The sequence below is a fragment of the uncultured Pigmentiphaga sp. genome (assembly GCF_937950555.1).
Classification (GTDB): domain Bacteria; phylum Pseudomonadota; class Gammaproteobacteria; order Burkholderiales; family Burkholderiaceae_B; genus Pigmentiphaga.
In genome coordinates, this window is record NZ_CALFCW010000077.1 from 1 (window position 1) to 24,500 (window position 24,500).

General features: G+C 66.0%; 19 protein-coding genes and 1 tRNA gene. 8 read left to right on the plus strand and 12 right to left on the minus strand.

The window, feature by feature from the left end:
- Positions 1–2: 2 nt before the first annotated feature.
- Positions 3–75 (minus strand) — tRNA-Ala (locus Q0319_RS19135).
- A gap of 34 nt (positions 76–109) precedes the next feature.
- Positions 110–1,540 (minus strand): glutamate--tRNA ligase, encoded by a 1,431-nt coding sequence (gene gltX / locus Q0319_RS19140; RefSeq protein WP_296468023.1) that lies wholly within the window; start codon positions 1,538–1,540, stop codon positions 110–112.
- A 279-nt stretch (positions 1,541–1,819) separates the two neighbouring features.
- Between gltX and Q0319_RS19145 the strand changes: the two genes are divergently transcribed.
- Entirely contained in the window at positions 1,820–4,579 is a 2,760-nt protein-coding gene (locus Q0319_RS19145) for a GNAT family N-acetyltransferase (protein WP_296468024.1), read from the plus strand.
- Positions 4,580–4,616: 37 nt separating this feature from the next.
- Here the strand turns inward: Q0319_RS19145 and Q0319_RS19150 are convergent, their stop codons facing one another.
- The 5 genes from Q0319_RS19150 to Q0319_RS19170 form a co-directional block, all read right to left on the minus strand.
- On the minus strand, positions 4,617–8,273 hold the full coding sequence (locus tag Q0319_RS19150; RefSeq protein WP_299455235.1) for a DUF748 domain-containing protein: 3,657 nt from the start codon (positions 8,271–8,273) through the stop codon (positions 4,617–4,619).
- 9 nt (positions 8,274–8,282) lie between these two features.
- On the minus strand, positions 8,283–8,627 hold the full coding sequence (locus tag Q0319_RS19155) for a TIGR01244 family sulfur transferase (RefSeq protein WP_296468029.1): 345 nt from the start codon (positions 8,625–8,627) through the stop codon (positions 8,283–8,285).
- Between the two features lie 227 nt (positions 8,628–8,854).
- Positions 8,855–9,349 carry an outer membrane protein assembly factor BamE gene (locus tag Q0319_RS19160; RefSeq protein ID WP_299455239.1) on the minus strand — a complete coding sequence of 165 codons (495 nt, stop codon included), beginning with the start codon at positions 9,347–9,349 and terminating at the stop codon, positions 8,855–8,857.
- 29 nt (positions 9,350–9,378) lie between these two features.
- Complete coding sequence (locus Q0319_RS19165; RefSeq protein ID WP_296468033.1) at positions 9,379–10,227, minus strand: YadA family autotransporter adhesin; 849 nt, start codon at positions 10,225–10,227, stop codon at positions 9,379–9,381.
- A 324-nt stretch (positions 10,228–10,551) separates the two neighbouring features.
- The gene (locus Q0319_RS19170) at positions 10,552–11,460 is read right to left on the minus strand and encodes a LysR family transcriptional regulator (RefSeq protein ID WP_296468034.1); all 909 of its coding nucleotides are present in this window, start codon (positions 11,458–11,460) and stop codon (positions 10,552–10,554) included.
- A gap of 113 nt (positions 11,461–11,573) precedes the next feature.
- Between Q0319_RS19170 and Q0319_RS19175 the strand changes: the two genes are divergently transcribed.
- The 3 genes from Q0319_RS19175 (at position 11,574) to Q0319_RS19185 (ending at position 15,025) form a co-directional block, all read left to right on the plus strand.
- A complete protein-coding gene (locus tag Q0319_RS19175) occupies positions 11,574–13,259 on the plus strand; it encodes an amidohydrolase (protein WP_299455243.1) in 1,686 nt (561 codons plus the stop codon).
- Positions 13,256–14,248, plus strand: a complete 993-nt coding sequence (locus tag Q0319_RS19180; protein ID WP_296469318.1) for a tripartite tricarboxylate transporter substrate binding protein — start codon at positions 13,256–13,258, stop codon at positions 14,246–14,248. Before Q0319_RS19175 ends, Q0319_RS19180 begins: the two co-directional genes overlap by 4 nt.
- 162 nt (positions 14,249–14,410) lie before the next feature.
- Positions 14,411–15,025, plus strand: a complete 615-nt coding sequence (locus tag Q0319_RS19185; RefSeq protein WP_296469316.1) for a UbiX family flavin prenyltransferase — start codon at positions 14,411–14,413, stop codon at positions 15,023–15,025.
- Between the two features lie 4 nt (positions 15,026–15,029).
- On the opposite strand, the gene pobA is transcribed toward Q0319_RS19185, so the two are convergent.
- Positions 15,030–16,199 carry a 4-hydroxybenzoate 3-monooxygenase gene (pobA, locus tag Q0319_RS19190; RefSeq protein WP_296469315.1) on the minus strand — a complete coding sequence of 390 codons (1,170 nt, stop codon included), beginning with the start codon at positions 16,197–16,199 and terminating at the stop codon, positions 15,030–15,032.
- A gap of 124 nt (positions 16,200–16,323) precedes the next feature.
- On the opposite strand from pobA, the gene Q0319_RS19195 reads away from it, so the two are divergent.
- The 3 genes from Q0319_RS19195 (at position 16,324) to Q0319_RS19205 (ending at position 19,350) form a co-directional block, all read left to right on the plus strand.
- Positions 16,324–17,244 carry a helix-turn-helix domain-containing protein gene (locus Q0319_RS19195; RefSeq protein ID WP_299455248.1) on the plus strand — a complete coding sequence of 307 codons (921 nt, stop codon included), beginning with the start codon at positions 16,324–16,326 and terminating at the stop codon, positions 17,242–17,244.
- A 123-nt stretch (positions 17,245–17,367) separates the two neighbouring features.
- Entirely contained in the window at positions 17,368–18,747 is a 1,380-nt protein-coding gene (locus Q0319_RS19200; RefSeq protein ID WP_296469311.1) for an amino acid permease, read from the plus strand.
- A 42-nt stretch (positions 18,748–18,789) separates the two neighbouring features.
- Positions 18,790–19,350, plus strand: coding sequence for a class I SAM-dependent methyltransferase (locus Q0319_RS19205; protein ID WP_296469309.1), 561 nt, complete (start codon positions 18,790–18,792; stop codon positions 19,348–19,350).
- 37 nt (positions 19,351–19,387) lie between these two features.
- On the opposite strand, the gene recQ is transcribed toward Q0319_RS19205, so the two are convergent.
- The 4 genes from recQ to Q0319_RS19225 form a co-directional block, all read right to left on the minus strand.
- Positions 19,388–21,208 carry a DNA helicase RecQ gene (recQ, locus tag Q0319_RS19210; RefSeq protein WP_296470089.1) on the minus strand — a complete coding sequence of 607 codons (1,821 nt, stop codon included), beginning with the start codon at positions 21,206–21,208 and terminating at the stop codon, positions 19,388–19,390.
- A complete protein-coding gene (metC, locus tag Q0319_RS19215; RefSeq protein ID WP_296470086.1) occupies positions 21,201–22,385 on the minus strand; it encodes a cystathionine beta-lyase in 1,185 nt (394 codons plus the stop codon). Before metC ends, recQ begins: the two co-directional genes overlap by 8 nt.
- Positions 22,386–22,431: 46 nt before the next feature.
- Positions 22,432–22,953, minus strand: coding sequence for a gluconokinase (locus tag Q0319_RS19220; protein ID WP_296470083.1), 522 nt, complete (start codon positions 22,951–22,953; stop codon positions 22,432–22,434).
- Positions 22,954–23,213: 260 nt separating this feature from the next.
- Positions 23,214–23,792 carry a Spy/CpxP family protein refolding chaperone gene (locus Q0319_RS19225; protein ID WP_299455254.1) on the minus strand — a complete coding sequence of 193 codons (579 nt, stop codon included), beginning with the start codon at positions 23,790–23,792 and terminating at the stop codon, positions 23,214–23,216.
- Positions 23,793–23,944: 152 nt separating this feature from the next.
- Between Q0319_RS19225 and Q0319_RS19230 the strand changes: the two genes are divergently transcribed.
- On the plus strand, positions 23,945–24,500 hold a 556-nt coding region (locus Q0319_RS19230), incomplete at its 3' end, for a response regulator (protein ID WP_299455257.1).

The following is a 24,500-nucleotide window of genomic DNA, read 5'->3' on the forward strand; positions in this document are numbered from 1 at the left end:
GGTGGAGGTAAGCGGGATCGAACCGCTGACCTCTTGCATGCCATGCAAGCGCTCTCCCAGCTGAGCTATACCCCCGTGCACTGCGAAGAATCGAGATTATGCACGAATTTCAGATCTTGTGCAAGCGGGCCAAAACTTTTTCGCGACCTAGCAGCGTCAACACTGCATCGATGGCTGGGGTTTGAGCCCGCCCCGTTACGGCTACCCGCAACGGAATCCCGAGGGCCGGCATCTTAACACTATATTTGGCCAAAGTGTGCTTCATGAGCGAAGAAATTTGCTCTCGCGTCCACTCGATCTTCTCCGCCTCTTGCGCAAAGTCGCGCAGCATGGCGCGCGCGGAGTCGGTCAGGTGCTGGGCCACCAGTTCCGGCGGCGTGGCCGACGGGTCGAACTCACCGCAGAACAGCATCGCATCGGCCGCCAGCTGCTCGAGCGTTTCGGCACGCTCCTTGAGCAGGCCCATGATGGCCGGCAGGTCGACGCCCTCCAATTTTCCACCACGCTTCAGGATGCGCGGCGCGACGCGCTCGGCCAAATCGGCATCGCTGCTGTGCTTGATGTAGTGCGCGTTGACCCAGTTCAGCTTCTTGGGATCCCATTGCGCAGCCGACTTAGACAGATTGCGGGTATCGAACCACTCGATCAATTGCTCGCGCGAGAAAATTTCGTCATCGCCATGGCTCCATCCCAGGCGTGCGAGGTAATTGATCATGGCTTCGGGCAGGTACCCTTGCTCGTCGTACTGCATGACGCTGACGGCGCCATGCCGCTTCGACAGCTTCTCGCCGTCGGGGCCCAGGATCATGGGAACGTGCCCGTACTGCGGCAGCGTGGCACCGAGCGCCTTGAGGATGTTGATCTGGCGGGGCGTGTTGTTGACGTGGTCGTCGCCACGGATGACGTGCGTAATGCCCATGTCCCAATCGTCGACCACCACGCAGAAGTTATAGGTGGGGGTGCCGTCCGGCCGGGCGATGATCAAGTCGTCGAGCTCGGCGTTGGAGATCGTGATGGGCCCTTTGACGAGATCATTCCAAGTGACCTCGCCGTCCAGCGGGTTGCGGAAGCGCACTACCGGCTTGCGGCCGGGCGGCACCGGGGGCAGCGTCTTGCCCTGCTCGGGCCGCCAAGTTCCGTCGTAGCGCGGCTTGCGCCCTTCGGCTCGGGCGCGTTCGCGCATGGCCTCGAGCTCTTCCGGCGAGCAATAGCAGTAATAAGCCGTGCCGGCTTCCAGCATGCTCGCTATGACTTCGCGATAGCGGTCCATGCGCTGCATTTGGTAGAACGGGCCTTCGTCATAGTCCAGCTGCAGCCAGTGCATGCCGTCCAGGATGGCCTGCACGGCCTCGGGAGTGGAACGCTCCAGGTCAGTGTCTTCGATCCGCAGGACGAAGGTGCCGCCGTGATGGCGTGCAAACGCCCACGAGAACAGCGCCGTGCGCGCGCCGCCCAGGTGCAGGAAACCGGTGGGCGACGGCGCGAAACGCGTGCGGACAGCCGGGTTGCGGCCCGAAGGCGACGAAGAATCGATGCTCATAGGGAAGTTCTTGGATCCAGGTATCAGTATTCGTGTTCGGCGAGACCGCGCCGCAAGGCGGCGTATCCGCATCAGGAGAGTTGCAATGCGCGCATGCCCGCGCCGTCCGGACGAGGTCCGGGCATGCCGCGGCCCAGGGCGAGCCAGCCCACGCATGCCCGGCAAGGCGCGAGAGGGCGATGGGCCTTTGCCCGTATTGTATTGCCGTGGCCGCCACTTGCGGCGAAAGCGCTTATCCTTCGAGAATGACCTCCATTGCCTGATCCCGTGAGGAGGGCCATGTCCCGCCACGCTTTGTCTCCCTTGTTCGACCCGCGGTCGCTGATCGCCATCAGCGACCGCCCGCTGCCCTTGATGTCCGCGTTGCCGGCTGCCCTGCGTGCGCGCACTGCCGAGATCCGCCTGGACCCGCAACTTCGCTGGACGCTGCCGCGGACGCTGGTCGCAGCGGAAGACAGGCCGGACCTCGCGGTCGTCGCCGTGCCGCGCGCGGCGCTGCGCGACACGCTCTCGACACTGGCCCCTGCACGCCCTCGGGCCGTCGCCCTCCTGACGCACGAGCCGTCGCTGGAAGACAATGATTTCTGCAAAGCCTGGGCGGCAGCCCACGATTGCATCGTGCTGGGACCGCACAGTTTTGGCTTGCAGCGCCCGCATGCGGGGCTCAACGCGAGCGTGCATCCGCAACTGGGCCGCGCCGGACGCGTCGCACTCGTCACCCAGTCGCGCTCGATCATGGCCGTGGTCATGGACTGGGCGGACGACAACCGCACGGGCTTTTCCACCGTGGTGTCGTTGGGCGCAGAAGCCGTGCTCGACGTCCCGCGCGTCCTGGATTTCCTGGTGGCGGACTCCCGCACCGACAGCATTGCGCTATACCTGGAAGACGTGCGCAACGCCCGCGAGTTCATGAGCGCCATCCGCGCCGCGGCCAGCGTCAAGCCCGTGGTCGTGCTCAAGGCGGGACACGGCGGGCGCACGCGCACCAGCGTCCGCCCGCTGGCGGTGCACGACACCTCACCCGGCGAAGCAATGGCTTCCCCCGCTTCGCCGCCGGTATCGCCCGATGCCGTGTTCGATGCGGCGCTGCGCCGCGCCGGCGCCGTGCGAGTGCGCTATTTCGTGCAGCTGTTTTCGGCGGTGAAGGCACTCGGTTTCGCCAAGCGCCCCAGCGGCCGGCGCATCGCTGTGCTGGCCAACGGCAGCGGGCCCGCCCAGCTCGCGCTCGACCTGCTCGGGCCAGACCGTCCCGTGATGCGCGCCGAACTGGCGGAAGCGACGCGGGAAAAGCTCGCTACCACGCTCAGCCCCGCCGCCTGGACCGACAACCCGGTCGTGGAGTTTTCCGTTCCCGATCCCCGGGCATGCGCCCAGGCGGTCGAAGCCATCGTCGCCGACCCCGGCGTGGACGGCCTGCTCGCCGTGTTCTCCCCCGACCCGGAAGCCGACATGAAAGCGGTGGCGCAGGCCCTGGCGCAAACTGCGCCGCAGGCGCCCAAGCCCGTCATTACCTGCTTCATGGGCGACGCAGCCATGCGTCCGTTGCGCCGCATCCTGGACGATGCCGGCTCTCCGGCCTTCCGCACACCCGAGGCCGCCGTGGATGCTTTCGGCAATCTCGCCACCTACCACTACAACCAGCAACTGCTGCTGCAAACGCCGCCGCCGGAACCGCCCGGCCAAGACCCCGACCTCGCCGGCGCGCGCATCCTCATCGACAGCGCACGCTCCTCCGGTCGGCTGACGCTGACCGAGTCGGAAAGCAAAGCCCTGCTCGCCGCCTTCCACATCCCGGTGGTGCAGGTGATACTCGCGCGCACGCCGGCCGAGGCGGTGATCGCCGCCCAACAGATCGGCTTTCCCGTGGCCATCAAGATCGATTCGCCCGACGTGGTCCGCAAGTCGGCCGTGCGCGGCGTGCACCTGGACATCCGCAACAGCACCGAGCTCGTCACCGCCTATCACCGCATGCTCGCCAACGCGCGGGCCGCGGCGCCGCAGGCCCATATCGAAGGCATCACCGTGGAAGCCATGGCGGGGCCTCCCGGGTCGATCAAGGTATCCATAGGCGTGGCCCGGGATGCGCTCTTCGGGCCGGTGATCCGCTTCGGCCCGGCACGCTCCCGCGGCGAGAGCCCGGCAACCCGCAGCATCGAACTGCCGCCCCTGAACGGCTTCCTGGCCCGGCGGCTGATGGAGCGCTCGGCCATATGGCGCTACGAATTGAGCCCCAACCTCACGCCGCGCGCGCTCGATGCGCTGGAGGACGTGCTGGTGCGCATTTCCGAGATCGTCTGCGCCCTGCCGGACATCGAGAGCCTGGACATCGACCCCGTGATGATCGACGGCGACCGCGTCGTGGCCACGGACACCCGGATCACGCTGACGCGCGAACCGGCCGGCGAGGCCGATCCGGGCATAGGGGGCTATGCCCACATGGCGATCCATCCCTACCCCATGCGCCTGGTTCGCCATTTGCAGTTCCGGGACGGCTCGCCCTACACCATCCGCCCCATCCGCCCGGAAGACGCCGTGCCGCTGCAGGATTTCACGCGCGGCCTTTCCGAACACACGCGCTACATGCGCTTCATTTCCTTCATGCGGGAGCTCTCGCCGCGTACTCTCGCGCGCTATACGCAGATCGACTACCACCGCGAACTCGCGCTCGTGGCTACCGTGTGGGAACCCGACCCGGAACACCCGGGCGAACTGCGCGAAGCCATCATCGGGGTCGCGCGCTACCTGCTCTACGCAGACGGCGACAGCGCCGAGTATGCGCTGGTCATCGCAGACGCTTGGCAACGCCGCGGCCTCGGCATGCAGTTGATGACCTCACTGGTCAACGCGGCGCGCGAGCAAGGGCTCAAGGTCATCGAAGGGCTGGTGCTCGGCAACAATGCACCCATGCTGGCCCTGATGTCCAAGCTGGGTTTTCGCGTCGACGTGGACGCGGAAGATCCGTCCATGCGCCGGGTATGGCTGCGCCTGAATCCGGATCGCCCGGAGCCGGCGCCCATGGACCTCGAAACGGGAAGCTAGCGCGGGAAGGCGCGCAGCCACCTTCCCGCGCGGCAGCCTATTTCAGGCTGAACTCGACGCCGACCGGCTTGCCTGTCGCCTCGCCCTTGGACTCGACGCGCGGGGCGATCAAGAAAGCACGCTCACCGAGCTTGGCTTCGCGCAACACCGACATGACCGCTTGCGCGCGACGGGCCGCGAGCTCGCGCAACTGCTCCGGCCCGACCGTGATGCTGGCTTCCAGCAGGGACTCCATCTCCGGGCCGGGCAGGGACTTGGCAAAACCGAGCGCGTTGCGAGGCTTGTCGATCTTCGCCGCCTTGTAGGCGCGCTCCAGGTACGTGGCTCGCTGCTGGGCATCGAGGGGAGGCAGGTCCTTGTCTGGCGGCGCCTCCCCGCCCCTGCGCAGGGCCGCGCGCTGCTGGGCGCGAATCAGTTCTTCCACGCCCGCCTTGCGCAGCCCCTCGGCATCGACCTTGGGATCGGCGCGACCCGAAACATCCAGCTTCAGCCCGGGCCGGTCGTTCAGCGCCTTGACGAGTACGTCGATGCGCTTGCGTGCTTCCTCGTCCAACACGGCGCTGCCCGGTGCAAACTCTATGTGCGACAGCTCTTCGCCAGAGCCGCCGAAGGCAGCAGCCAGCAACGAGAACGGCGCCGTGACCGCGCGCCCGATGAGATTGATGAGCGCCCGGAAGATGATGCCGCCAATGGAGAACTGCGGATCGTCCAACGAACCTGAAACAGGCAATTCGATGTCGATCTCGCCGCGGCTGTTCTTGAGCAGCGAGACTGCCAGCAATACCGGCAGGTTCAGCGCATCCGGACTCTCCACGCGCTCGCCGAACGTGAGCTGGTCGAGGAAGATCTTGTTGCTGGCCTGCAGCTTGCCGTCCTCGATCTGGTAGTGCACGTCCATGGAGAGCTTGCCGCGCTCGATCGCGTAGCCGGCATACTTGGCCGCATAGGGCGTCAAGTCCGGCAGGTCGACGCCTTTGGCGCTGGCGCGGATGTCGGTATAGAGACGCGGCCCGAAGGGATGCAGCTTGCCCGTGATGTCTACCGTCGCGTTGCCGTCGAGCTTGGCGGCCACCTGCACGTCGGCGGGCTGCGTATCGGTGGACGAGACGGCGGAGATGCTGCCCTCGATGTCCGTCAGGTTGGCGCGGTAATTCGGCTTGACGAAGTTGTCGGTGAAATTGATGTTGCCGCGCGCCAGGCGCACCTCGCCCACCCGGATTTTTTCCGGGAATTTGGAAGCGGGCGCGGCCGCCCCGTCGTCAGCCTGCTCGCCCGGCGGCTCCGCAGGCTTGCTTTGCGCAGCGGGCGTGTCGTCGGTAATCGAGCCGGCCTCCTGGCCCGGCTCGACCATGATTTGCGTCAGGTTCAGCCGGCCTTGTTCATTCAGGATCACCCGCGCGAAGAAATCCTCCAGGGTTATGTCGCCCAAGTCCGCCTCGAGCGTATCGCCCGTGCTCGACACATTGATGCGCCTGAACGCCAGTCGCCGCCACTTCAGGAAGTCCGCGGAATTGAGCTTGTCGGTCATCTCGAGGTCGCTCACCTCCGCCGATCCCACCCAGGCTGCGCGCTGCGGCCGCCCTTGCGCCGCAGCGGCATATTCCAGGCGGCCGTTGGCGCCCACCACGATGCTGTTCACGGCAGCGTTCAGGCGATCGGACAAGTATGGCGCCAGGGCCGTCAGGTTCACGCGACGCGCCCGCACTTGCGCCTTCACGGCAAGCGGCTGCGGCACGACCGTGCCTTGCAGCGCCGCGCTACCGCGCCCTTGGATGGAAGAGCTCAAGGTGAACTCGATCGGCGCGCCCAGGTTCGAGCTGAGGTTGCGCGCATCGAGCCGCAGGTCGTCCAGCCGCAGGCGCACCCTGGGCCGAACTGCTTCGTCGGTGAACTGCAACCCCGCCTTCTGCAAGGACAACGCCTCGACGGCAAACTGCCATGGTGCCTCCGGCGAAGCGGGGGCGGAGGCAGGCGCACCGCCCCGGCTTGGTGCCTTGGCCGGCAGGACCGACGCCCAGCCGATGTCGGACGAACGCGACCGGTTGGCAGCGAGCGTCACGCCGTTGACCGCAACGCGCTGGATCTTCGCCGTCCGCTCGGCAAGATCCCCCGCCACGCCGGACAACTCGAGCTGCTCGAGCTTGAGGCTGGAGGCTTTGTCGGCATTGGTCGCAGCGCGCAAACGGCGTAACGCAAGCCGGCCTTCGCGCCAGCGCACCGACAGCGATTCGCCCTGCGCGACGCTCAGCTTCGCCCCGAGCCCCAACGTGCCATCCTCGACGCGCAGCGCGAGGTACGGCGCCCACGCGGGCGCAAGCGGCGGCAGTGCCAAATCCTCCAGGTCCACATCGAGATCTGCGGCAAGCGGCTGCAAGCGCAGGGGCCCGCCGACTTGCAGCTTGCCTTGCTCGCCGAGGCGCGCGGACAGCGACACGGGCGAGACTTGGTCGGCGGAAGCGGGCAGCTTCACGTCTCGCAGTTCGACGTTTAGGTCGGATACTCGGTAATCGAACTTGGCCCCCTCGTCCCGCCACTCCAGGGCGCCCCCTTCCACCACGAGCGCGCCGACGGCCACGTGCCAGTCCTTATCGTCCGTCGAAGGCGCCGGATCGGCGGGGGATGGGCCGGCGGCAGGCTTTTGGAACTGCGCGGCCACCTCGGACAGGTTGATGCGCCCGTCGGCCGCACGGCTGGCATGGAGCCGAGGACCATACAGGGCAACGCGCTCGGTCTCGAAACGGCGCGCGAGCGGTTCGAGCGCAAACCGTTCTACGGCCAATCGATCAAAGCCCAGCAGATGCGCATCCCCTGGCGCGCGCACGTCGACTTCGCGCAGCGTGGCATTGCCCTCCAGTCGAACCTTGGGAGGCCCCCCCGTGCCTTCGTCGAAAATCAACTGCGCGTCGGTGTCGAGCCGTGCACGCCGGAATTTCAGCGGTACCGCCCCCGGGATCGCATCGGCCAATGCGTCGAGGCCGAAATCTTCGAGCTTGACGTGCAGCGATGACGTGCGGGGCGTGTCAAAGGGCCGTGCGCTGCCTTCCAGGTTGAACGGACTGCCATTGACCAGCGCGGAAAGCCGGGGCTCCACGTCGATGCGGGTGGCGTAGGCCAGCGTAGACAGGAACGGAATGCCGAGCCGCAAGTCGCGCACCGTGTGCCGCCGGCCAGTGACCTGGTCCTCGACCGTGATCTCCCCTTCTTCCAAGGTGAGGTTGTTCAGCGAGAAACGCGGCGGCGGCCCCCCTTCGGAGGCGGGTCGCGCGGCGAGGCGATCGAGAATGTCGCTGATGTTGAACCGGTCTCCCGGCTCGCGAACGAGCGTCAGGCGCGGCGCCGTGACGCTCAACGCGTCGATCACCGGCGCCAACCGGAACAATGACGAGATCGACGCATTGACTTCCAACTGCGAGACGGAAAAATCCGCGTTGGTGCCGGACGGATCGAGAATGGCGAAATCGTGCACCCGCAGGCGGAGTGTGAACGGATTGAACGACACCTCGCCCACGCGTGCCTCGCGCCCGAGCACTTCCGGCACCTGGGCGAGGGTGACGCTGCGCACCGCCTTGGGAACGCCCCAGGCGGCCAACCCCAGATACGACAACCAAAGAACCAGCAGAACGGCAATGCAACGCCACAGCAGTTTGCGACGCCTGGAGATCTGCTCCCGTACCCGCGCCAACGTCAAGCTCACGTCGCTGTCCTATTCGGCTTGTTGACTCGCAAACATGAACAACTTCGTGGAGCGCGCCCCGCTCCGGCAGAACGCCAGCACCGGGCCAGGCAGCGTCTTGAGCAGCGATGCGAAAGTCGCGACGTCATCGGGCTGGATATTCGCGCCGTTGACGGGCTGGTAAACGTAGTTGAGCCCGGCCGCCTCGGCGGCCGCCTTCATTTGCTCGCTCGAAGGCTGGGCCGGGCCGCCCTCGAAGTCCGGGCGGTTATTGATCACGCTCTTGAACCCGGCGGCCGCCACGGCCGCCATGTCATCTGGGGCCAATTGGGGAGCCACGGCGAAGTTTTCGGTCAGGGAAGTAAATGTGGACATGCGGGTCTCCAGGAAACTCGCCCCTAGCACGCTGCGCCCTTCCGAACAGAAGCTCAGGCGTCCGGGCAAGACCAGGATGCGCGGCGCCCTGGCGCCGGCGAGAAGGCAGGGGCAACCGCCCCGGTTGCGCGTAGGGAATCGATGGAGACTAATCCTAACTCGGCCACGCCCTTCATACAAACGAGGGACTGTTAAACGAGGGACTGTTTCCGTGGCAACGCCTGCTGTCACGGCGCGGCCGCGACCGGACGGGGGTACACCATTTCAGCGCACTCGCGGCGATTCCAATAACCGGCTTCGGTCCGCATGGTCGCATCGAACCGCAGTTGGTATTGGCACCGGATGAAATCATTGCCGTTGCCGGTACGGAAATTGAAGAGATAGTTCCAGACGCGGACGCCGAACACGCCTTCGTCGAAATGCGGAGGTCCGAGCAGGTCGTAGACCTGGGGCTTGGTCATGCCGGGAATCATTTGCCGGAGATTGTCCAGGTTGACGAAAATGCCGTCCTTCATCCACGCGGACTCCGGCGACGGAAACGAGACCGCGGATGGATCCACGCGACCGCCACCGGACAAGGCGCACCCGCTGACCGCAATCGACGCAAGCGCGCAGGCGAACCAACCGGCCACGCGCGCGCTCCCCAACCGCAGCACACGAAAAATACGGCCCGAGTCTTCGCCCCCCACCGCGGGGCGGAAGCGGGCGCTACGCCCCGACATCTTGCTCTCCAATGCGTCTTGCATGCCCGCTACCATTGAAATCCGGCGCCGATGACCGCGCCCACCTTGCCTTGCGAGTTGACGTTGCCGGCGAACTTGTACACCCAACGGCCGTTCTCCGAAATCGTGGACACGCCCAGCGCGATCGCCGATTGGCCCTGGTAGTGGCTGGCCGCGGCCGCCGCCATGCTGCGGCCGGGGGCATAGGGCTGGGGCAGGCCGGCCACGGCCATGGCCGACGCCGTGCCCGCATTGGCATTGCGCTCGACCGTGCGCAAATCGTTGCGCAGGTCGTTCAGGCCGTTCTGGAGCTCGCCGGTGGCGCTGCGCAGCTGCCGGACATTGGCTGCATCAGTGTCCTGCGTGCCGTCGGCAACGTGGGTGACCTGGCGCTCTTGGCCGGCTGCTCCCACGGCAACCGTGTTCGGCCGGTCCGCCGTCGAACCGGCGCCCAGCGCGACGCTGTTCGCGGCGCCGGCCTGGGCGCCCGCTCCGATCGCCACGGCGTTCACGCCACTCGCCTGGGCGCCTTCCCCACTGACGACGGCCCCCGCGATGGACGCACCGGGAGACGAAGAAGCGCGTGACGTTCCGGACAGGGACGCGGAAATCGTCACGGATACCCCATCGGCGGCCGCCGGCGGAGCCGGGTTCAATACACGTATGGCCGCGCCGTCCGTCAAGCGGACATTGAGCAGGCCCAACGGTCCGGGCGGATCATCGGCCCACGCGGGCGCGGTCCAGACGCCCGCCGCCAGCAGCGCCAGCACCGCTCTCGCGCCACCAGCCTGGCGGTTGCTCCACGCGAGCGCTTTTTCCACGGCCGAGACCCGGCACCCGCGCTTCCGGCCCGGGTCGGCGCGAAGAATCTTTTTCACTCAGCTCCCCAAAACAATCCGATACGCCATCGCCGCCCTATCCGCTTGCGAGGTACGGTCGATGGGAAGAAAACGTGCTTGCCGCATGGTCGAGCAAGACCTATGCCATCGTGATCCGTCTGCGCGCCGGAGAACGGGGCGAAGCGGCCGGCCAAGCCTCAGGATGCGGGAAACGTTGAAACCCAAAGGGATATCGGCGAGCCGGAAATATTTCTCCGGTGCGATAGTCGCAGCGTTCCCGCGGCCGCTGGCCGGCCTGGGGGACGGGATGTTACGTGCCAGTGCCGTCGACGTTACGTAACACGCGACGCGGGCCGCTGGAAGTCAGGCCGAAGAAGCACCCATGCCAGCCACGGCTTCGCGCGCCACCTCGATGAAAGCCGACGCAGCTGCGGATGGCGACCGGAACCGGTCGCGAATCAAGGCGATCTCGGAGCGGACGACGGGGTCGCGCAACGGCCTCGCGACCGTCTTCCCATCCCCGGGGAACAGGGCGCCGTACGGCGGCATGATGGCCACCCCGAACCCGGCCTCGACCAAGCCGATGACCGTGCTCAATTGCACGACCTCGACCGCGACCGACGGGACTAGGCCCAGGCGCGCGAAACTGCGGTCCAGCACGCGCCGGAAGGCGTTTTCGGGCGTGAGCGTGACCAGCGGCGCGGCGGCGATGTCTGCCCACTTCACCGCCCGGCGCCGCGCAAGGGGGTGATCGCCGGGCAGCAATGCCACGAGCGGCCCTTCAAGCAGGGTTTCGGTCAGATAGTCGTCTTGTTCCTCGGGCAGCGCCCCGATCCCGATGTCGATCTCCGCCGAGGCGATGCCGGCTGGGATGTCTTCGGAAGGGATGTCGCGCAGCGTGAGTGCGATGTGCGGATACGCCGCCCGGAAACGCGCGGCGATGTCGATCACCAGCCTCGACATCAATAGCGGCGGCGCCGCCACGGTAACGTGGCCGTGCTGGCGTGAAGCCAGGCCCTTCACATTGCCGACGGCCGTGGCCAGATCGGCCAACAGGCGCGCCGCGGGGCCCCGGAACTCGCGGCCGGCGTCCGTCAGGCAAACCTGGCGGGTGCTGCGGTCGAACAGCCGGCAGCCCAGGCTTTGTTCCAAGTCCCGGATGAGAATGCTCAATCCAGATTGAGAGATGTGGATGCGCTGGGCGGCCTTGCTGAAATTGCCTTCATTGCACACCGCGACGAAAGCTTCCAGCTGGCGCAGAGAAATCGACATCGCCGACGCCAATAGTTTGAAGATTCATATAAATCTATATGAACATTTCAATTTTTACAATTAGTTGACTCTGCTAGATTTCCTACAAACGCTTAGCCAGGAGTTCGCCGGCCGTGCCTGCACCCCTCGTTCTCCATCGGGGCAAGATCATCACCTGCAACGACCGGGATGAGATTGCCTCTGCAGTCGCCATCCAAGACCGACACATCGTCGCCGTGGGCAAGGACGAGGACGTGTTGGCCGCGGCCGGCCCCGGCGCCGAACGCATCGACCTCGCCGGCAAGACTGTGCTGCCCGGATTTACCGACGGGCATGCCCATATGGATCGCGAGGGCCTGCGGCGCCATTTGCCGAGCCTTTCCGCCGCCCGTAGCAAAGAAGAGGTTCTCGAACTCATCGCCGAGGAAGCGCGCAAGGCCCCGCCTGGCACCTGGATCGTCACCCAGCCCATCGGCCAACCGCCCGAATACCCCGAACCCGAAAACGCGCTCGCGGCCGGGCTCTACCCCACGCGCACAGACCTCGACCGCGCCAGCCCCCACCACCCGGTGTACATACGTCCGATCTGGGGATACTGGCGCAACCGGACTCCGCTCATCTCGGTCGCGAACTCGCGGGCGCTGGAACTCGCGGGCATCGGGCCTGACACCGTCTCGCCCTCGCCTGACGTAGAGATCGAACGCGATGAACGGGGAGTCCCCACGGGCCGCTTCGTGGAACACACGCTCGTGCCCATCGTCGAGCACACCCTGATGCGGGCTGCCCCGGGCTTTACCCTGGAACAGCGGGCAGCGGGCCTGCGCCACGCCATGGCCGAATACAACCGCTATGGCACGACCGCCGTGTTCGAAGGACACGGCGTCGCCGATGAAGTCATACGCGCCTATGAAACCGTGCACGCCCAGGGCGCCGCCACGGTCAGGGCGACCCTCGTGCTGAGCCCCTACTGGGGCCCGCGCGGCAGCGGCGACGCGATCGAACTGTTGCGCGAGTGGAGCGCCTGGCTTGCGCGGCGCGGCCGGGGCGACGACTTGCTGCGCGTCCAGGGCATTTACGCGGAGATCGACAAAGACCCGCTCAACAACCAGCTGCGCGCCAGCAATCATCCCTGCACCGGATGGGCAGGATTCCAGGCGGGTGCGGCGCTCGATGCCGGGCTGCTCGCGCCCTTGCTGGTGGAGGCCGCTCGCGCGCGCATCCGGGTGGCGGGCATCTGGCCAGACCTGCTTCCCTTGTTCGAGGCCGCCCACCGGCAACATGCCATCGATGACCAGCGATGGGTCTTGGGACACCAACCCGTGCTCGATGCGGAGACCGTGGCCCGCATACGCGACCTCGGCCTCGTGCTGACGACACACACCAACCGGCATATCTACAAAGACGGCGACCTCTGGGTCCAGCGTCGCGGCCCGCAAGGGCAAGACGACATCGTGCCGCTGCGCCGGCTGCTCGATGCAAACGTCCCGGTCGCATTCGGCAGCGACAATCTTCCCGTCTCGCTGTTCGGGCCGATCTGGCATGCCGTCGCGCGCTTGAGCCGCAACGGCACACAGGTGGCACCGGCCCAGGCGCTCAGCCGGCAGGAGGCCCTGCGCATCGCGACCCGCGGCGGAGCCTATCTGACTTTCGATGAAGACGTGCGCGGCGCCATTGCGCCGGGCAAGCTCGCCGACCTCGTGGTGGTAAATGCGGACCCGCTGACCTGCGAGGAAAACGACATCGCGTCGCTGCATTCGCTATTGACGATAGTCGACGGCCGAATCATCGCCCATCCGTCCTGCAAGGAGATCGTTCCATGATGCCCTTTCCTCCGTCTCCGGTCCGCCGGTCGCTGCTGGCATGCCTGGCCGCCTCGGCATGCCTGCACGCTTCTGCCTACGCCGCCGAGCCTTGGCCGGCGCGCCCCATACGCGTCGTCGTTCCGTACGCTCCCGGCAATACGGGCGACATCACCCTGCGCTTTACCCAGCTTCTGCTGGAAAAGCGCTTCGGCGTGCGCATACTGATCGACAACAAGAGCGGCGCCTCGGGCAACATCGGCGCCGAAGAAGTCGTGCGCGCCGCGCCCGACGGCTACACCTTCCTGCTCGGTGCCACCAATAACTTCGTCACCAACCAGTATTTGTTCAAGAGCATGCGCTTCGATCCGATCAAGGATCTCGCGCCGGTTTCCCTATTGAGCAACGGCCCGTCCGTGCTCGTGGTCAACGCCGCGTCTGACATCCGCACGCTGGCCGACTTGACCGCAGCGGCCAAGAAAAACCCAGGCAAGCTGAACTACGGCTCGCCCGGCAACGGCACGCCTCCGCATCTGGCGGCCGAACTGTACAGCCAGCTTGCCGGCGTGCAGCTGACCCACGTGCCGTACCGCGGTTCGCCTCCCGCCGTGCAGGCCTTGATGGCTGGCGACATCCAGCTCTACATCACGGCCCTGAGCTCGGTCGCCGGACACGTGTCCTCCGGCAAACTGCGCGCCATCGCGGTGGCAGACAAAGAACGCCTGTCCATCCTGCCCGAGGTTCCGACGACGGCGGAGCAGGGACTGCCCGGCCTGGTCACCGGCAACTGGTGGGGCCTCGCGGCGCCCCTGGGCACCGATCCGCAAGTCATCCAGCAACTCTCTTCCGCGCTGCGGGAAGTCATGCAAGATCCCGCGGTGCGCAAGCAGTATGCCGACATTGGGCTCACCCCCATAGGCAGCACGCCGGCCGAGTTCGCGGCGCGCATCGAAAGCGAAGCGCGGATCTGGAAGGCGGTCATCGAAAAAGCCAACCTCCAGCCGGAATGAACGACCGGCGCCGGCGGGCGGCAAGACAGCCCCGCCGGCGCGCTTTTTTCCTTCGTGCACAGCCGGAAAGCCCAATACAATGGAGCGGCCCGGACTTGACGCGCCGAACGGTCCGGCGGCCACGAATCGGGCGCCACGTACGCCCTTTGCCAAGGAGACCCCATGAGTTCATCGCCGGCCGAGCAGCCGCGCCAACGCCTGATCGTCGCGATCACCGGAGCCACAGGTTCCATCTATGGACTTCGCTTGCTGGAAGTGCTGCGCGACCTGCCCGATTGGGAAACCCACCTCGTCGTATCCGAGGCCGGCGTGCTCAATACCATGCACGAGCATGGCCTCGGCCGCAAAGACCTCGCGAACCTGGCCGACGTGGTGTATCACCCCGGCGACGTGGGCGCGGCGATCGCGAGCGGGTCGTTCCTGACGGCCGGCATGGTGATCGCGCCCACTTCTATGAAAACGCTGGCGGCGGTGGCGCACGCCTATGCGGACAACCTCATCACGCGCGCCGCCGACGTCGTACTGAAGGAGCGGCGCCGGCTGGTGATGCTGACGCGCGAAGCGCCGTTGAACCTGGCGCACCTGAGGAACATGGTCGCAGTCACGGAAATGGGGGGAATCGTATTCCCCCCCGTTCCCGCCTTCTACGCAGGCATCCAAAGCGTCGACGACCTAGTCAACCACACCGTGCTGCGCATGCTGGACCTGTTCGGCATCCATTCCGACCGCCTCAAGCGGTGGAAGGGGCTGGGCGCAGGCCGGGGCCAGGAGCGCTGAGCGTTCAGTACGGCAAGCCGACGTAATTTTCGGCCAGGGCCGTGGAAGCCGCCTGCGAGCCTACTAGGTAGGCGAGTTCGGCATGCTGGATCTTTTGCCCGAACTCGCCGTTCTCGGGGAATTTGTGCAATAGCGACGTCATCCACCACGAGAAGCGGACGGCCTTCCAGACTCGGTTCAGGCAGCGCTCGGAATAGGTGGCGATGCCCTCGCGATCTCCGCCATAGTGGCGGATGATGGCGTCGGACAGGTAACGCACGTCCGACACGGCCAGGTTCAACCCCTTGGCTCCGGTGGGCGGGACGATGTGGCCCGCATCGCCGGCGAGGAACAGGCGCCCGAACTGCAAGGGCTCGGCCACGAAGCTGCGCAGCGGCGCAATGCTTTTCTCGATCGATGGCCCCGTGACGAGCGACGCGGCGGCCTCGTCGTCCAGCCTGCGGCGCAGCTCGTCCCAGAAGCGCTCATCCGGCCAGTTCTCGATTTTGTCGTCAAGCGAGCACTGGACGTAATAGCGGCTGCGGGTGGGCGAACGCATGCTGCAAAGCGCAAAACCGCGTTCGTGGTTGGAGTAAATGAGTTCGTCCGACACCGGCGGCGTATCGGAGAGGATCCCCAGCCAACCGAACGGATACACCTTCTCGTACGTCTTGATGGCGGATGCCGGGATGCTCGCCCGGCTCACGCCGTGGAACCCGTCGCACCCGGCGATGAAGTCGCACTCCACCACGTGCTCGGCGCCATCCTTGCGGTACTTGACCTTGGGCCGATCGGTGTCGAAATCGTGCACGCTGACGTTTTCGGCCTCGTAGACCGACGCATAGCCGGCCGCTTCCCGGGCATCCATCAAGTCATGCGTGACTTCGGTCTGTCCGTACACCATGACGGTCTTGCCGCCCGACAGGTTCTTTAGGTCGATGCGATGCCGCTGGCCGTCGAAGCAGAGCTCGATGCCTTCGTGGACGAGCCCTTGCTCGTGCATCCGGCGCCCCACGCCCAGCTCGTCGAGCAGTTCGACCGTGCCTTGTTCCAGGACCCCTGCGCGTATGCGGCCCAGCACGTATTCCTTGCTTCGCTGCTCGATGATCAGCGTTTCGATGCCCGCGCGGGAAAGAATCTGGCCCAGGAACAGGCCCGCCGGCCCGGATCCGATGATGGCGACTTGGACCCTCATGGCGCGTCTCCTGTGGATGGTTCGAGTGGAAGCCATCTTACGGACCATCATCCCAGGGATGAATAGATTTTGAATACATGTTCATGGATAATCGGAACATTCTGCCTGGCTCATGCCGACTTCCATGAAACACAGCGTACCGACTTACGCTCTCTACGGGGAACACGGGAAAAACCTCGTTCACGAAAGCCTGCATTGCGAATCCATCCCGCAGCGCAGCAGCCTGTACGATTGGGAGATCAAGCTGCATCGCCACGATCTCTTCGTGCAAATTCTGTACATACGGTCGGGCCGGGCCGACATCCAGTTCGAAGACAGCCGCTTCACCGCCCACGGCCCCTGCGCGCTCTTCGTGCCCGCCTTGCACGCGCACGGATTCCGCTTCTCCGAAGATATCGACGGCTCTGTCATCACCATCGTCACGCAGCATGTGGACAATCTGCTGGCGGGCCAGGCCAACCTGCTCGCGCATTTCCAATCGCCGCGGCACATCCCCTTCGAACCAGAGGAACCCGGCTATCGCGCCTTCTCCCAGTCGATCGAACTCCTGCTGGCCGAATACGGAGAGGCGCATCCGTGGCGCTTGCCCCTGCTCGGCTCGCTGCTCGCCTCTGTCCTGATTCTCCTCGCCCGCAAGATCGCGACGCAGGCTCACGTCGATCCCAGCCGGCGCAGTTCGCGCAGCGTCGTCCACTTGCATCGCTTCAAGGCCCTGCTCAATCGCAACTTCCGCGAACAACGCGCCATCACCTTCTACGCCGAGCGCCTCGGCATCACGCCCACGCAACTGAACCGGATCTGCCGCGAAGAGCTCGGACTGTCGGCCCTGGGCGTGATCAACGATCGCCTGTTGACCGAGGCACGGCGCGACCTGGCCTATTCGTCGCTGAGCGTCAAGGAGATCGCGCTTACGCTGGGCTTCTCCGACCCCAGCTACTTCTCGCGCTTCTTCACTAAGCACGCCGGCATGTCTCCCAGCGACTTCCGGATCAAGGTCAGGGACCAGTTCGACCAGGAGCGGGCCTCGGCCGTATCGGGGACTTGACCGCCTTCGCCTTTCGCCTTTACCTTCAGCAGACTGTAAGCTTGGCTGGGCGCATTCCACAGCCTGCCTCGCTTGCCGCCGTCGGTCCGTACGCATTCTCCCCTGCGCCAAGGAATTTCCTGCATGAGTGACGCGTTGCCCGCATCAAACCCGTCCGCATCCCGGACCGAATCATCGACGGCGGTACCAGCGCCGCAACCCATGCTCAGGACGCTGGACATCATGGCGCTGGTGGTCGGCATCGTCATCGGCGCCGGCATCTTCAGCGCCCCTTCCCTGGTCGCCGCCCATGCGAGCAGCCCGGCCGCGATGATGCTTTCCTGGGCGCTGGGCGGCTTGATCGCCATAGCCGGCGCCATGTGCTATGCCGAGCTGGCGGCCACCTATCCGCATGCCGGCGGAGACTACCACTACCTGCGGCGGGCCTTCGGCGCGCGCCTGGCCTTCCTCTTCGCATGGGCCCGGCTCACGGTCATTCCCACCGGCTCGATTGCGCTGCTCGGCTACATCTTCGGCGATTACGCCTCGCAAATCGTCAGCCTGGGTCCGGCCTCTTCGGCCATCTACGCAGCGGCGGTGATCCTGGTCTTGACGGGGGTGAACATCGCCGGGCTACGCACCGGCAAATGGACGCAGAACCTGCTGACCGCGGTCGAAGTAGGCGGCGTGCTGCTCATCATCGCCGTCGGGTTGTTCTTCACCGCGGACGCCTCGGCCGCACCGCCTCCGCCGCCTGCGTCCTCGACGGCCAACTGGGGCCTCGTCTTGATCTTCGTGATGCTCACCTACGGCGGCTGGAACGAGGCTGCCTACGTCTCGGCCGAGGCCATGGGCCCCAGCCGCAGCCTGCCCCGGGCGCTGTTCTGGAGCCTCGCGCTGGTCACGCTGCTCTACCTGCTGGTCAATCTGGCTTACTTGAAAATGCTCGGCCAGGCGGGCATGAGCGCCTCTTCTGCCGTGGCGGCCGACATGATGCGCCGGGCATTGGGAGAACCCGGCGCGCAGCTAATCGCCCTGCTGATCGCCGTTTCGGCGCTCACCTCGGCCAATGCCACCATCCTCACGGGCGCCCGCACCACCTACGCGTTCGGGCGGGACACCCCCGCGTTCGCGGTGCTGGCCAAATGGCACCCGCGGTGGCATACGCCCGTCAACGCGCTGTGGATACAGGCCGCGATCGCGCTCGCGCTGGTGCTGCTCGGGGCCTACACCCGCAGCGGATTCGCAACCATGGTCGAATACACGGCGCCGGTATTCTGGTTCTTCTTCGTGTTGACCGGCGTCGCGCTCTTCGTCTTGAGACGCAAGGATCCATCGGCGCACCGCCCCTTCCGCGTACCGCTCTACCCGCTCACGCCTTTGGTGTTCATCGCGACCAGCGGCTACCTGTTCTATGCCAGCCTGCGACACACGGGCGTCGGGGCATTGGTGGGCGTCGCGGTATTGATCGTCGGCGCTGTCGTCATGCTGGTGCTGCCGCGCGATGCCTCGGCGGCATCCTGAGCTGAACCGACCCTGACCTGAACCGACCCTGGGAGACAGTCCATGAAGCGACGCGATTTCTGTCTGGCCACCCTGGCAGCCGCAGCCAGTGTCGCCACCTCGGCCTGCGCACAATCGGCCGACCCCACGTCCAAGCGGACTTACCGCACGCCGGACGTCATCTTCGTTCCCACGCCCCAAGCTGTCGTCGACGCCATGCTCGAAGTCGCCAAGGTCGGCCCCAACGACGTCCTGTACGACCTCGGCTCGGGCGACGGGCGCATTCCCATCACGGCTGCCAAACGCTTCGGGACGCGCGGCGTGGGCATAGACCTCGATCCACGCCGCATCGAGGAAGCGAACGCCAACGCCCGCGCGCAAGGGGTGACGGACAAAGTCCAGTTCATACAGGGAGACTTGTTCGAGCAAGACCTCTCGCCCGCCACCGTCATTACGCTGTACCTGCTGCCCAACCTGAACCTGAAACTGCGGCCCAAGCTGCTCGCGCTCAAGCCCGGCACCCGCATCGTCTCGCACGCTTTCGACATGGGGGACTGGGAGCCGCAGCAACGACTGACGGTGGACAACAAGCAAATCTTCTTCTGGACGGTCCCCGCCAGGTGAACTCGCGCCGCGGAGCCGCCGGCAGGCGGCTCCCGGCTCAGTTCAACGGGTTCCGCACCCTTTCCAGTATCTCTTCCCCATACGCCTCCAGCTTGCGCGCGCCGACGCCGCTGATCTCTCCGAGCGCCTCCAACGAGGACGGCCGGGCCAGCGCGATCTCGCGCAGGGTGGCATCGTGGAAAATGACATACGCCGGCACGCCATGGCTGCGCGCCACCTCGGCGCGCCAGGCCCGCAGCGCAGTGAACAAAGACTCGGCCTCGGGCGGCAAGGTCGCGGCGGCACGGGCGCGGGCGCCTTCCCGGCTGCGGCTGGGCTTGGCGGTCTCACGGCGCAGCATCAAGACACGCTCTCCCTTGAGTACCGCGCGGCTGCCTTCGGTCAGCGCCAGCGTGCCGTAGGCATCGTGATCCACGGTCAGTAGGTTCAGCGCAATCAGTTGCCGCAACACGCTGCGCCACTCTTTCTCGCTCAGGTCCGCCCCCACGCCGAACACGCTCAGCTCATCGTGGCGGTGTTGGGTGACGCGTTCGGTCCGCTTGCCGCGGAGGATATCGATCACGTGGCCCGCGCCGAAACGCTGGCCGCGCTCTTTCCAGAGCCGGTAGACGGCCGAGAGGATTTTCTGCGCCGCCTGGGTGCCGTCCCACGCCTGCGGCGGCTCGAGGCACGTATCGCAATTGCCGCAAGGCTGCGAGCGCTCGCCAAAGTATTGCAGCAGGCGCACCCGACGGCATTCCACGGTCTCGCACAGCCCCAGCATGGCTTCGAGCATGGCGGCCGAACGGCGCTTGTACGCCTCATCGCCGGCGGACTCGTCGATCATCCGCCTTTGCTGCACCACGTCCTGCAGCCCATAGGCCATCCAGGCCGTGGCCGGCAGCCCGTCGCGGCCGGCGCGGCCCGTTTCCTGGTAATACCCCTCCACCGACTTGGGCAGGTCGAGGTGGGCCACGAAGCGGACGTCAGGCTTGTCGATCCCCATGCCGAACGCGATCGTGGCCACCATGACCACCCCGTCTTCGCGCAGGAATCGCGCCTGGTTGGCAGCCCGCACGGCCGCGTCCAGGCCGGCGTGGTATGGCATGGCATCGATGCCCTGGGCGCAAAGGAATTCGGCGACCTCCTCCACCCGCGCCCGCGACAAGCAGTACACGATGCCCGAATCCCCGGCGTGCTCCTGACGGAGGAAATCCAGCAATTGCCGGCGCGGATCGCTCTTTTCGACGATGCGATAACGGATATTGGGACGGTCGAAGCTGGAGACGAAATGACGCGCGTCTTGCAGCCCGAGCCGCTCCGCGATCTCGAGCCGCGTGGCCTGGGTCGCCGTGGCGGTGAGCGCAATGCGGGGCACCTGCGGCCAACGCTCATGCAACATCGACAAACCGAGGTACTCCGGCCGGAAATCATGCCCCCATTGCGAGACGCAGTGCGCCTCGTCGATCGCAAACAGGGCGATGCGGCCGCGCTCGAGCAAGGACAGGCAGCGCTCGGTCAGCAAGCGCTCGGGCGCGACGTACAGCAGATCGAGCTCGCCGGCGATGAACGCCCGCTCGACTTCGCGCACGCGGGCATAGTCTTGCGTGGAATTCAGGAAAGCTGCCTTGACCCCCAGCTCGGTCAGCGCATCGACCTGGTCTTGCATCAGGGCGATCAGCGGGGATACGACGACCCCCGTGCCGCTACGCACCAGGGCGGGCACTTGATAGCACAGCGACTTGCCTGCGCCGGTAGGCATCAGCACCAGCGCATCGCCGCCGGCCACCACGTGGTTCACGATTTCCTGCTGCGGCCCGCGGAAATGGTCATAACCGAAAACCCGGCGCAGTACCTCCAGCGCTCGGTCGTCACCCATGCGCCGGAGCCTCGCCTGCGTGCAAGCGATCCAGTCCTTGGCGCAAGTCGGCGATCAGGTCGGCCGGATCTTCCAGGCCGATGTGCAGGCGCACGGCGGGCCCTTCGGGCTGCCATCGGGTAGCAGTGCGATAAGGCGCCGCGTGCACCACGGTAATCAGGCTCTCGAAGCCGCCCCAGCTCGAACCGATGCCGAACAGCTGCAGGCCGTTGACGAAGCGTGCGAGCGCCGCTTCGTCAACAGGCTTCAAGACGACCGAGAACAACCCCGAGGCCCCCCGATAATCGCGTTTCCAGAGGGCATGCCCCGGATCGGTCTCGAGCGCCGGATACAGCACTCGCGATACCTCGGGTTGCTGCTGCAGCCAGCGCGCCACTTCCAGAGCGTTCTTCTCGTGCTGTTTGAGGCGCACGCCCAGCGTGCGCAGGCCCCTGAGTGCCTGATAGCAATCGTCCGGGCTCACGCTATAGGCATAGTCGTACACCGTCTGCCGCACCGGCTTCCAGTACTGCTCGTTGGTGGAGACGACGCCTATCATCAGGTCGGAGTGGCCGCCTATGTACTTGGTACCCGCGTGGATCGAAATGTCCACGCCCAGCTCGAAGGGCGAGGCGAAATATGGCGTCACCCAGGTGTTGTCGGCGAGCACGGGAATGCCGCGCGCATGGGCCGCCCGCGCGATCGCCGGGATGTCTTGCATCTCGAAAGTGAGCGAACCCGGAGACTCGCAGAACACCGCGCCGGTGTTGTCGCGCAGCAGGTCGGCGATGCCGGCGCCGATGAGCGGATCGTAATACTCGACCTCGATGCCCATGGGCACCAGCCTGCGGTCGCAGAAACCGCGCGCAGGCGAATAGGCCGAATCAGTCACCAGCAAATGCTGGCCGGGCTTGAGCACCGCCAGCAAGGCCACGATGATGGCCGACAAGCCGTTGGGCGTGGCCACCGCCTGATGCGCGCCTTCCAAGCGGGCCACGGCTTCTTCGAAAGCAAACGTGGTGGGCGTTCCGTGCCGGCCGTAGCTGACCGGCTTCTTGGTCAGGTCGCGCGGAGCCTCGTACGACTCGATCGTGGGATGGATGACGGTAGAAGTGCGGAAGACGGGAGTATTGACCATGCCGGAGTACGCTTCTGGAGCGCGTCCGGCATGCGCCAGCAAGGTATCGGGCTTGGGCATGGCTGTTCTGGGTTCGTTGCGGCGCTGCGCCGGTAAGCAGGCCATTTTAGCCAAGTTGGTTTCCCGGAAAGGCCGGCTTGCCTCGACGCGCCAACTCTCCCAGGATTCGTTCGACGATCGCCTCCGGCGGCTGCTCCGCGTCGACGACGATGGCATTGCTCGGCGGCTCCAGCGTATCGAATTGGCTGCGCGCCAGCCGCGGGTCGAAAAAATGCCCCTTGCGCTGCGCCAGGCGCCGAATCACGGTGCCATAGGACACGTCGAGATGGACGAACACCACGTCTTCGCCCGGCTTGGCCAGGACGGCCCGGTAACGCTCACGCAGCGCCGAACAGCTGAATACGTGCGGCTTGCCCGTGGCGAGCGACGCCTCGATGGCCGTGCGCATCGCCTGCAGCCAGGGTGCGCGGTCTGCGTCGTCCAGCGGCTCGCCGCGCGACATTTTCTCGATGTTCGCCGGCGGATGAAAAATGTCGGCATCCGCATAGCCGCAGCCCAGGCGCTCCGCCAACAGCTGGCCGACGGTCGTCTTGCCGCTGCCCGAAACGCCCATGATCACCACCACCATGACGGCCTCCCATTGCGATCCGGATCGAAGCGGCCGGCGGGGCCGGGTCCGCCCGGCTTGTTCGCGCGCGGGCGGTGCCGGCTGCCGATGCCATGACACGCTGGATAGACCGCCCCGCTGCCCGCCGGTTCGGCGCGACCGCCCGCCGACTGCACAAGCCGACATCCTGCTTCAAATCCATCGCTCCTGCAAAAAAAGAAAACTGGCGCATTGCTGCGCCAGTTCTCCGTACTGCAGGATTGAGGGGAACGCTTCAGGCGTTAGTTCTTGGGCGGTTGGGCAGAGCGACGATGCTCGCGCATGCGGTCGCCGCGCTCGAGGCGCTTTTTCACGGCATCGGTGACGAGCTGCTTTTGCTGGCCATCGAGCGAGTCATACACAGCCAGCCATGCCTCGCGCGCCGCGTCCATCTTCGGCTTGAGCGCCGCGCGGTCGGCTTCCCGCTTGGCGGTCAGCGCGCGCAGGTCGAGCGGCCCCGCATCCACCTGGGTGCGCAGCGCCTTGGCGCTTTCCTGGCGCTGGGCGCGCACGGCCTTGGCAACCTCCCGGCTCTGCTCACGCGCGGTGTCCCACAGTTTTTGTTGCGATTCGTTCAAGTTGAGCTTGGACTTCAACCGCCCCAGCATGGCGAAGGGCGCCTCGCTGCCGGGAAGGAAAGCGGAGCCGTGCATCGGCCCGTGGCGTCCCTTGAAGGCGTGGCGGTGCTGGTGGGGCGCCTTCTGCTCGGCTTGCGTGCTATTGTCATTGGCAGGCTGGGCGTGGACGGCCTGGAAAACGCCGGCGCTGCCGGTAGCCAGCGCGAGCGACAACGCGATAGTGCGAAGGGTGTGCTTGGTCATTGCGATACTCCTTGTCAACACCGCATCGAACTGCGGCGGTGACTGCATTCTGGGTCAGCGCCGGTTTCGGACCCGTTGCACGCGCAGGGCCATCTGTTTCAACCGATTTCACGCTGCTTGCCGCTGCAAGCGCCTGACGCGAACATTCCGCCATGGAAAAACCCGCCACCAAACTGCTCGTGGTCGACGACGATCCGGCCTTGCGCCAACTGCTCGCCGACTACCTCAACAAACAGGGCTACGACACCCTGCTCGCCCCCGATGCGACCGATCTCGAGGCGCGCATCGCCCGCTACAGCCCCGCCCTGCTGGTGCTGGACAGGATGCTACCCGGCGGGGACGGCGCCGACGCCTGCCGAAGACTGCGCGAACGGGGGGAGGACCTGCCCGTCATCCTGCTCACCGCGCGCGATGAAACAGTAGACCGCATCATTGGCCTGGAAGCAGGCGCCGACGACTATCTGGGCAAACCGTTCGACCCGCGCGAGCTGCTGGCGCGGATCGAAGCGGTCCTGCGGCGCAAGAGCGGGCCATCGGCCTTGACCAAGGACGCACCGGTCGCATTCGGTCCGTTCGTGTTCGATCCCAAGGCGCGCACCCTGCACCGGGGAACCGAGCAGGTTCGCCTCACCGGCGGAGAATTCAACCTGCTCGAAGCCCTGCTGCGCAATGCGGGCAAGCCGTTGTCGCGCGAGCGGCTGCTCGCGC